At 39.4% G+C, this 10,529-nt stretch carries 9 protein-coding genes, 1 tRNA gene and 1 pseudogene; 1 reads left to right on the top strand and 10 read right to left on the bottom strand.

What is annotated here, in order from left to right; genetic code table 11:
- Positions 1-53: 53 nt before the first annotated feature.
- From smpB to rpoN, 9 genes and pseudogenes are all read right to left on the bottom strand, one after another.
- Positions 54-518 carry an SsrA-binding protein SmpB gene (smpB, locus tag FC65_RS05845; protein WP_010498008.1) on the bottom strand — a complete coding sequence of 155 codons (465 nt, stop codon included), beginning with the start codon at positions 516-518 and terminating at the stop codon, positions 54-56.
- A 98-nt stretch (positions 519-616) separates the two neighbouring features.
- Positions 617-3,019: a ribonuclease R gene (rnr, locus tag FC65_RS05850; RefSeq protein ID WP_056971907.1), complete on the bottom strand. Its 2,403-nt coding sequence runs from the start codon at positions 3,017-3,019 to the stop codon at positions 617-619.
- Positions 3,020-3,104: 85 nt separating this feature from the next.
- Entirely contained in the window at positions 3,105-3,341 is a 237-nt protein-coding gene (secG, locus tag FC65_RS05855; protein WP_010498005.1) for a preprotein translocase subunit SecG, read from the bottom strand.
- Between the two features lie 217 nt (positions 3,342-3,558).
- Positions 3,559-4,056: triose-phosphate isomerase (gene tpiA, locus FC65_RS05860; protein ID WP_235803083.1), on the bottom strand; the 498-nt coding region annotated here is incomplete at its 5' end.
- Between the two features lies 1 nt (position 4,057).
- Positions 4,058-4,303 (bottom strand): annotated as a pseudogene (locus tag FC65_RS12400) (triose-phosphate isomerase); the annotation flags it as partial.
- Positions 4,304-4,383: 80 nt separating this feature from the next.
- On the bottom strand, positions 4,384-5,577 hold the full coding sequence (locus tag FC65_RS05865) for a phosphoglycerate kinase (RefSeq protein ID WP_056971908.1): 1,194 nt from the start codon (positions 5,575-5,577) through the stop codon (positions 4,384-4,386).
- A 164-nt stretch (positions 5,578-5,741) separates the two neighbouring features.
- Entirely contained in the window at positions 5,742-6,755 is a 1,014-nt protein-coding gene (gene gap, locus FC65_RS05870) for a type I glyceraldehyde-3-phosphate dehydrogenase (RefSeq protein ID WP_056971909.1), read from the bottom strand.
- 61 nt (positions 6,756-6,816) lie between these two features.
- Entirely contained in the window at positions 6,817-7,845 is a 1,029-nt protein-coding gene (locus FC65_RS05875) for a sugar-binding transcriptional regulator (protein ID WP_056971910.1), read from the bottom strand.
- A gap of 292 nt (positions 7,846-8,137) precedes the next feature.
- Entirely contained in the window at positions 8,138-9,463 is a 1,326-nt protein-coding gene (gene rpoN / locus FC65_RS05880) for an RNA polymerase factor sigma-54 (protein WP_056971912.1), read from the bottom strand.
- A gap of 87 nt (positions 9,464-9,550) precedes the next feature.
- On the opposite strand from rpoN, the gene FC65_RS05885 reads away from it, so the two are divergent.
- Positions 9,551-9,622: transfer RNA gene (locus FC65_RS05885), tRNA-Arg, on the top strand.
- Positions 9,623-10,160: 538 nt separating this feature from the next.
- Here FC65_RS05885 and FC65_RS12040 read toward each other — a convergent pair.
- A partial coding sequence (locus tag FC65_RS12040; protein ID WP_420864789.1) for a glycerophosphodiester phosphodiesterase occupies positions 10,161-10,529 on the bottom strand: 369 nt, incomplete at its 5' end.

The raw sequence follows: 10,529 nt of genomic DNA on the forward strand, positions 1-10,529 counted from the left end.
CATCAACACTAAAAAGTTTAGACCCGTTTTTGTTTTCAAACTAATATATTCATTTAATAATTTTTAAGCGTTCGTTGGATCTCGCGCTCTTGATCGCGACGCTTAATAGATTCACGTTTATCATAATCATGCTTACCTTGGGCAATACCGATCAAGACCTTCGCAAAACCATGCTTGATATAGACTTTAAGAGGAACCAGAGTCACGCCCTTTTTGGAAGTTTCTTGTTCCAAACGCATGATTTCTTTTTTATGCAACAAAAGTTTACGGTTACGCAACGGATCATGATTAAATTGATTACCCTGATCATAAGGTGAAATATGCACGTTTTGCAACCATGCTTCGCCATTCCTGATTTGGGCAAATCCATCTTTTAGATTGATCCGTGCAGCACGAACCGATTTAATTTCAGTTCCAGTTAAAGACACACCAGCCTCAACGGTATCCAAAATATAATAATCATGACTGGCTTTACGATTTTGAGCCAAGGGACGTGAATGTTGTTTCTGTTTTGCCATTCAAATCATCTCCGTATTGTACAAATGTCTTAAAAAGAATAGTTTTCTTAAACATAAATGTCAAGAAATTGGAAATAAGTACAATTACACATCAGTGATCATCTATTCTTACGATGCTGCTTGTTTCCTTTGAAATTTTGGTGTGACTGGTGGGAATGTTGTCCAGACGCTTTATTAGGACGCGAACCATTATTACTGTGACGATTCCCACCTTGGTGCTTATACTTTCCTTTGTTATGAAAGTTACCATTGCGTCTTTGTTGGTCATTATGTCGTTTAGGACGACGGTCAGGTAATTCGACCCCATCAAGCAAATCAGTCTTCGGCGCATGACCTGGATCTGCTAAAGTAAAGTCGACTTCTTTTTGTTCGACATTAACATTGATCAACTTAACTCTGACAGGTTGACCGATACGATAGGTCTGCTTAGTCCGACGGCCAACCAATGCCATTTGTTTTTCTAAATACTCATAATAATCATCTTGGATCTGACTGATATGGATCAAGCCTTCAACAGTATTCGGCAAAGCGATGAACATCCCAAACTTAGTCACAGAACTGACCACAGCATCAAATTCCTCACCAACATGATCTGACATAAATTCTGCCTTTTTCATAGCGTCAGTATCACGTTCGGCAGAAATTCCCCGTCTTTCAGCATCAGAACTATGTGTGGTGATCTCATCTAATTGATCCGCATATTTTTCCTGTGCTTCATCACCGATCCCATTTTCCAAGTAAAAATGAATCAAACGATGGACCATTAAATCAGGATACCGGCGGATTGGAGAAGTAAAATGAGTATAATCAGCAGCAGCGATCCCAAAATGGCCTAAAGGTTCTGGTGAATATTTAGCCTGTTGCATGGATCGCAGCAGCATAGTCGAAACCATGGCTTCCTCAGGTTTATCAGCAACTTTTTTCAAAATGTTTTGTAACATCTTGGGTTTGATCTCTGTTTTTTTACCAGTAACTTCGACTCCCAAACCTCCAAGCATTTCAAAGAATGTATCGATTTTTTCGGGTTTAGGACTTTCATGGATCCGATAAACGAATGGTACCTTTAACTTATGAAAATGTGCTGCAACTGTTTCGTTGGCAGCCAACATAAATGACTCGACCATTCTTTCACTGGTTCCACGTTCTCTGAGCTGAATATCCGTTGGGTGCCCCTGCTCATCAACAATAATCTTTGCTTCTGTATCGTCGAATTCGATCGCGCCACGACGTTTACGCATTTTCAACAAGATTTTATGCAATTCCGCCATGTCTTGAAACATCGGTACTAAATCAGCATAACGATCCATCGTTTTTTGGTCATGTGACTCAACGATTTTATTGATGGCAATATAAGTCATCCGTTCAGTTGACTTAATAATACTTGGAAAGATCCTGTGATCAACTACATGACCATCAGGGTCGATCTCCATCTCACAAGTCATCGTACATCTTTCGACGTGTGGATTTAAAGAACAGATGCCATTTGAAAGTTTGGGCGGCAGCATTGGGATCACACGGTCTGTTAAATAAACAGATGTCCCACGCTCAAAGGCTTCACGATTTAAAGCCGTGCCCGGAGTAACATAATGTGAAACATCAGCAATGTGCACACCTAAGTGAAAATTGCCATTGTCCATCTTCCAAACATTAACTGCATCATCCAAGTCTTTTGATTCAATACTATCGATCGTAACTAAATTTTGATCAGTTAAATCTTCGCGACCAGCTTTTTCTTCATCTGTAACATGGTCTGGAATAGCCTCTGCTTCATCCATAACATCTTCGGGAAATTCATGTGGAATTTCATGCTCGTAAACGATCTGTAAAATATCCATTCCAGGATCATTCACATTTCCCAAAATTTTGACGGCTACACCCTTCAATATCCCGGGCAATGCCGCACTTGGATAAGCAGAAATATCTGCCAAAATAACTTCACCGGCCACCGGGTGAAGTCCTTTATCTTCTAGTAAAAACTTGAAGTTAGACAACTTCTTGTCTTTTAAGTGAACTGTCCCAATAATACCAGCGGGCAAATTTTCATCTTCAGCAGATTGAAATTCACCAACCACCTGAGACAAGGAATGGTTTAAGATCTCAACGATTTTTCCTTCTGGACGTTTATTGATCGTTGGGTCTCCATCACCGATCTTTTCAATTTTGACTTCATCCCCATTTAAAGCAGAGAGGGTTGCCGTTGGGTTGATGAAAAAATCGGGCTCTTCAGGGTCAACAGTTACAAAACCGTAGCCGCGATCATTTGCATGAAATATTCCCATTAAGTTTTCAGAGTCAGCACTTTGTGCTAATGAAAAATTGCCTTCATCATCTAAATCTACTTTCTTATCATGTTCCATTTGAGTCAGTGCCTGAACAACAAACTTAAACTGTCCTGCACCTTCCATACCGAGTTTTTGAACCAGTTCACCAACTGCAAATTTTTTAGTTGGTTCTGCTTGAAAAAGCTCGGTTAATTTTTCAATAATCTTTTCTTTATTCATCTAAATCCCCGTATCATAACAATTTTGACTTTTACCAAACAAAAAACCCTCCTGTTTCATACTGTGCAGGAGGTTTACTTCAAAGTTAGTGTGAAGAAATATATACCAAAGCCAGCGCCAAAGCGAAAAATAACACTCCTAAAACAACTGTAACTCTCTGCATAAAAGCTTCAAAACCACGTGGCTTTTGTTTACTAAATAGGTCTGTTGCTCCGCCGGACAATGCCGAAGCAGCATTATCATTCTTTGCTGGTTGCATCAAAACAGCGATGATGATCAAGACTGAGTCGATCAGCAATAGGGTCAATAATGTATTGTACAAACAAGTTTCCTCCTTACCTATCTAGGTGTAACCTACATCCATTCTAATTTAGCACAAAACAGCCGATAAAACAACCAGAGTATCACTAATATGGCTATATTCAACTGTCATTATAGCAAAAACTTTATTAGGATGTATACAAAAAACCCGTACCTAAACAGTCGGGCCAAATCGATCTGGTCTGTGTTTAAATACGAGCTTTTTCAGGATCTACTGCTTATTTGTTGAAGTTAACTAATTGCAAGTATGATTCAGGAACTAATGAAGCACCACCGACTAAACCGCCATCGATATCTTCTTTAGACATTAATTCTTTAACGTTAGCAGGTTTAACTGAGCCACCGTACTGAATGCGAACTTTATCAGCAACTGTTTGATCATACAATTTAGCAACTGTTTGCCGAACGATCGCGCAAACTTCTTCAGCTTGGTCGGAACTAGCTGTTTTGCCAGTACCAATAGCCCAGATTGGTTCATAAGCAATAACAAGAGAAGAAACTTGGTCAGCTGTCAAATCTTTCAAAGCAGCTGTAACTTGTCCTTCGACCCATTCTTGATATTTACCAGCTTCACGAGTTTCAAGAGTCTCACCACAGCAAATGATAGGTGTGAGACCATTTCTGAAGATCGCATGAGCTTTTTTGTTGATGTCTTCATCTGTTTCATGGAAATATTCACGACGCTCTGAGTGGCCGATGATCACATAGTCAACGCCNAACTTTTGGTGAAGTTTCACCAGTAAAGGCACCTTCGTCTTCAAAATAACTGTTTTCAGCAGCCACTTTAAGACTTGAACCCTTAGCATTTTCAAGCAATGCAGGCAAGTCAACAGCCGGTGCGCCGATCACAGCTTCAACGCTGCCGTCAGTAGGCAGTTGATCCTTAACAGCTTTAACGAATTCAGCAGTTTGTTCTGGATTCATGTTTAATTTCCAGTTACCTGCGATAATTGGTGTACGCATAAAATATACCTCTCCTTCAAAAAAATAATTGCGGGCAAAACCAATACTCGCAATTATAATAAATTTTTTATTTTCCTAGATTATTTGTTGGAAACTGCAGCAATACCAGGTAATTCTTTACCTTCAAGATATTCAAGTGATGCACCGCCACCAGTAGAAATATGAGTAAGCTTGTCGCCTACACCAAGTTCCTTAACAGCAGCAGTCGAATCGCCACCACCAACGATAGTAGATGCGTCAGTTAAAGTACCTAAGAATTTACCTACTTCAAGAGTACCTTTAGCAAAGTTGCTCATTTCGAATACACCCATTGGGCCATTCCAAACAACTGTCTTAGCATCTTTCAAAGTATCCTTGAACAATTCGATTGACTTAGGACCGATATCTAAAGCCATTTCACCATCAGGAATGTCTCCTTCTACAACTTCACTAGGAGCGTCATTCTTAAATTCAGGTGCAACAACATTATCAACTGGTAATACTAACTTGTCGCCAGCTTTTTCAATAATTTGCTTAGCAAGATCGATCTTATCTTCTTCAACAAGAGAATTACCGATCTTGATACCTTTAGCAGCATAGAATGTATAAGTCATCCCACCACCGATAACAACTTTGTCAGCTTTTGATAACAAATGATCGATGACACCGATCTTATCTGAAACTTTAGCACCACCCAGGATAGCAACAAATGGATGTTTAGGATCATCCACAGCATTACCCAAGAACTTGATTTCTTTTTCTAACAAGAAACCAGCAGCGACTTGGTCCATGTTACTTGCAATACCAACGTTAGAAGCATGTGAACGGTGAGCAGTACCGAAAGCATCGTTGACATAAACGTCACCAAGCGATGCCCAGTATTTACCAAGTTCAGGATCGTTACCTGATTCTTTTTTGCCGTCTAAATCTTCGAAACGAGTATTTTCAACTAACAAAACATCGCCATCAGATAATTTGTCGATTGCTTCTTCTAATTGAGGTCCACGTGTTACAGGAACGAAAGTAACTGGTTTGTCGAGTAATTCAGCCAAATGCTGTGCAACTGGACGAAGAGTTAATTCTTTCTTGTCTTCTTCCTTCTTAACACGGCCAAGGTGTGAGAACAAGATAGCCTTTCCGCCATTTTCAGTAACATATTTAATGGTTGGAAGTGCAGCTACCATTCGGTTATCATCACCGATTTTGCCGTCTTTCAAAGGGACATTAAAGTCAACACGGATCAAGACTTTTTTTCCTTTAAGATCTTTCAGATCTGAAACTGTTAATTTAGCCATTGAAAACCCTCCATTGATTTTTCCCGAGTTCAAGACAATATCTTTAATATAGTTAAAAACATCGACTGGACCCTTGCTTATTCAAAGAAAAAGCGGGAGGAGTTTTGCCTCCCCCCGCCTTAATTAGCGCCACGCAGGCGTAATATTCGATTATTTACCGAATATTAAAGCATGCTAGCAAATTTTTCAAGTGTACGGATCATTTGAGCTGTAAAGCCTGATTCATTGTCGTACCAAGCAACAGTCTTAACAACTTGTCCTTCACCACTACCAACAACTTGTGTTTGTGTTGGGTCAAAGATCGAACCAAATGTTGTTCCGATAACGTCTGAAGAAACGATACCATCATTGTTATAACCAAATGATTCGTTGTTGTCAGTAACTTTCTTAACAGCTTCGTTAACTTCATCAGCAGAAACTTCTTTATTCAAAGTTGTTACCAATTCTGTCAATGAACCTGTGATAACTGGTACACGTTGTGCATGTCCATCCAATTTACCATTCAATTCTGGAACAACCAAGCCAAGGGCTTTAGCAGCACCAGTTGAATGAGGAATTGTGTTTTGAGCAGCAGCACGTGCGTTACGAACGTTACCCTTCTTGTCAGGACCATCTTGTAATAACTGTGTAGCTGTGTAAGCATGAACAGTTGTCATTGTACCTGCTTTGATACCAAATGCATCGTTAACAGCCTTTGCAAGAGGTGCCAAGCAGTTTGTTGTACATGATGCAGCTGAAACCATCTTGTCATCTGCTGTCATGATGTCATCGTTAACGCCATAAACGATAGTCTTCATGTCACCAGCTGGTGCTGAAACAAGAACACGCTTTGCGCCTGCATCCAAGTGAGCAGTTGCTTTTTCTGTAGAAGTATAGAAACCTGTTGATTCAAGTACTAATTCTACGTCGTCATTCTTAACCCAAGGAATGTTATGTGCATCTGCTTCAGCATATACAGGGATAGTCTTGCCATCAACAACAAGTGCGTTGTCTGTTGCGGAAACTTCAGCGTCAAACTGACCATGAGCTGTATCGTACTTCAACAAATGAGCGAGCATTGCTGGTGAAGTCAAATCATTGATTGCAACAACTTCCAAGTCCTTTGATGTTTCTGCAATACGACGGAATGCCAAACGGCCGATACGGCCAAAGCCATTAATACCTACTTTAGTAGTCATACTAAAATTTTCCTCCTTTAGGAAATAAAAAATTTATTTTAAAAAGTAATGCGGCTAAACACTACCCTTTTAAAATCATGTTAGCAGCTCCTTGATCAGTAATCAAATAAGTCTGACTAGGAGCAATTTTCATGTATGCTGCGATCGCATGGCCTTTAGATCTTCCTCCAGCCACGGCAACAACACACTTCATCGAAGCGAGATCCTCTAATTGCAATCCGATCCGGGAAAGTTTTTGGATCACCTCTCCTTTTTCATTGAAGAAATAACCAAACGCTTCTCCGACAGCACCCTGTTTTTTCAGCGAATCAATGGCAGTTTGAGACATGGAACGTCTTTTTGCCATCGGTATCGCCTCACCGATGCTATGGATCACCGCGTTACTTTGCTTGATCAATTTGATCACTTCACGAACAGCAGGTTCGCGCAACAACGGCTCATAAGTTTTCTCGCTAACATGTTCAGGAACATAGAGCGCTCTGTGCTGACCATTAGTCCTAGCAGCCATCTGAGCACAAATATTATTAGCCTGAACATCTACTCTTTCTCCGATCCCACCACGAGCAGGAACGAACATTAAATCGCGCCCGGTGCTTAATTTAGGATCCAATGAATTTGCCACCGCCGCCATAGTGGTCCCGCCCATTACAGCAATTATATTGCGCCCTTCAGGTAACAAAGCCTGCAAAATTTCATTTACAGTCTGCCCCATCGAACACGTGACACTCTCATCTTCATCACTATCACCAGGTACCACCATGCAACGACTGCCGCCGAACAAAGCAGTTAACTTGTTCTCAGTTGCTTGAAGGGTAAGCATCTGATCCATAAACTCATCCAAACCAGAAGCGATCAACACACCATCTTCCGTCAGAGACATCCCCGATTTGCTAGAATCGATCATGCCATGTTCTTTCAAAAAATCTGTTTCAGTCCGTAAGGCTCTTTCACTTAACTCAAGTTTTGCAGCTAAACTTCGACGCCCCACTGGTTGATCATTCCTAATACTCTTCAAGATCAGAAACCGGCGACTTAAGACATTGATCATATCGGGAACGACAGTTTGAATCCATTCAAGCTCACGTTTCATCGAACGTCTCTCCCTTGGGACTGATAATGTCCAACAATCTATTTAAATAAGCGATACAGTTCAACTGAAAAACCAGTGAACTGTTTTCTTATTTACAAGTGAATTATAACAACAAAATAAAGGCATTGCAAGTTTTAGACTGGATTTTTTTCAAACCTCACGGCTGCTTTTTCATGAAAATATTGCTTTTATACTCAATTAGACCACACATAACGGCAATTCTTGTGAAAATACGAATTATTATTGTGAAAAAGCTAATTCACTTATGAAATTTGTGAACTTTTATTTTCTGCTAATATTTTTTTCTTTTTGACGAGCTCTCAATATTTAATTGCTCGCGATACTTTGCCACAGTTCTGCGGGACACTTTCAGTCCCTCTTGAGCCAAAAGCTGACTGATCTTTTGATCTGATAATGGTTTATGTTTGTCTTCAGCCATTATTTTAGCCTTGATCCGCGCCTTGACATCATTTGCAGTTAAAACTGCGCCTTCCGTACTATAATTAACGGCCTGTGTGAAGAAATGCTTCAACTCATACACACCATGATCAGTTTGAAGGTATTTTCCATTGACAGTCCGACTGATCGTCGATTCGTGTAATTGAAGCGAGTTGGCCAGGTCTCGTAATAACAACGGAGTCAAAGGCTGAGCCGGGTCAACCAAAAAACTTTTTTGCCGCTTAATGATCTCACGACCTACCCGTAATAGTGTCGAGCCTCTTTGTTCAATGTCCCGATAGATCTGGGCATATTCTTTTTTCTTATCTTCGGCATATTTTCTTACTTGCGGGTCATCAGTATTGACCATCTCATCAAAATAGTTGTCTCTAAAAGCGACCCTAGGCAGAGTCTGTTTGGTCGTCTTCACATCCAATTCATTATTGCCGTTTTTTTTCAAAACCAGATCCGGCTGGATATAACCGATCTCATCTTGACTATACTCTGAACCTGGAGCTGGGGAGAGAGTTTGGACATAATCCAAAATAGCTTGGATCTGTGACATACTGATCTCATATTTTTGTGTAAGTGGCTCCCAACGACGATCAACAAAATCTGTGAAATCATTTTGCAAGATCTTTTCGGCATCTGCGGGAGCAAGATCATCATTTCTAATCTGCAAGAGCAGGCATTCTTGCAAATTTCTGGCTCCAACACCAGGTGGATCTAAACTTTGCAAAAGTGTCAACGCATCGATCAATGTAATTTTGTCGATCAATTCACTTTTTATCAATTCTTCCAGGTCCAAGTCTAAATAGCCGTTAGAATCTAAATGATTTACTAAAAAAATGACCCACCCCCGCAGAGGAGTTTTTCTCATAGTCAAATGAACTTGTTCTAATAAATAATCAAACAAAGACTGCCCTTGTCTTGAGGCAGTGTACTGTGTCCAATCATTTTCACTATTGGCTGCTTTTGTTGTACTGATAACATTAGAAGCAGTACTTGTCTTCCTTGGGTTCACTACTATAAATGGATTTTCTAATTCTTGTTGTTTCAAAAAAATTTGCAATTCATCCGCACTGAACTTTAGCATCCTGATCGACTGTTGCATTCTTTGAGTCATTGCCAGTTTTTGAATTTGATTTTGTTGTTGACCAAGATCTTGTCGCAGTGCCATAAGACTTCTCCTTTTTAAATTCAATGGAACGATTTCTTTAAATTTATCTTGTAATTTAATACCATTTAAGTTAGAATAATCAAGTACGCGCCGGTAGTGTAATGGATCGCACACAAGATTCCGGTTCTTGTAATCAGGGTTCGACTCCCTGCTGGCGCATGGTTGAATTTCAGCTACTTTAAAAAATTGCTCTTATGCTTGATAAATCAACATTTTTTATTAAGTAACGTTTCTGTGAAATTCACTGTTTTTCAATAAAAATACGGTGCTTCTAAAACAAAAAAAGCTCGCGAGCATGGTTTGAACGTCATTAGGGCGTTCTTTTTTTGTCCTTGTTTATTATAGCATATTGGCCACGTAATAAAATAGTTGCTCTGTGATTGATTGGCATTTATTCAAGGCATTTTGTTTATCCAAAAATAACCGTACATTAAAAGGTAAAGTCTTTAAGTACCAACTTAATAAAACCACATTTTCTATCTAGTTTCTATCTAGTTTCTATCAATGTTTACACACAGTCACTTACTACCGTAATGAATCGAGATTAAAACACGCCTCTGCACATTAAATTATGGTAATTCCTTTTCCTTTTGAAAGATAACGGATAGTCCTGATTGAACTTAAATATTAGCTTTTATCATTTGCATAAAGCATCAATCAATAATAGGTGCTACGTGATTATTCTAATTCCGTCTTTTTATCGATATTCTTTCTCTACAGTTAGAGCCCTGTTTGTGAAGTTTGTGAAGTAGCTGTCTACATTTAGCGAAATTGCTTTCTTTATATCTCCTTTTCGATCCAGAGTCCAAACGTTAAACATCTTGTTTACGTCGTGGGTGTTGCGAACATTTTTTCTAGTCATTAAAGATTCATTAGCTCCTATTATATCAACATAATTAGCAGTTAAAGCTTCATCTAATCCTATCTGAGTTCCTACCAAAAGTAGTTTTGGCATATTAGGAAATACTTTGTCTAAAGCATGTAAAGTATTCAGATCTCCTGCTTGAACGATGATATATTTTTCTAAATTATATTTTTCCTCAATTGTCAAGTTAAGTGCAACACT

It is taken from the genome of Ligilactobacillus acidipiscis DSM 15836 (assembly GCF_001435755.1).
GTDB classification, from domain to species: Bacteria; Bacillota; Bacilli; order Lactobacillales; family Lactobacillaceae; genus Ligilactobacillus; species Ligilactobacillus acidipiscis.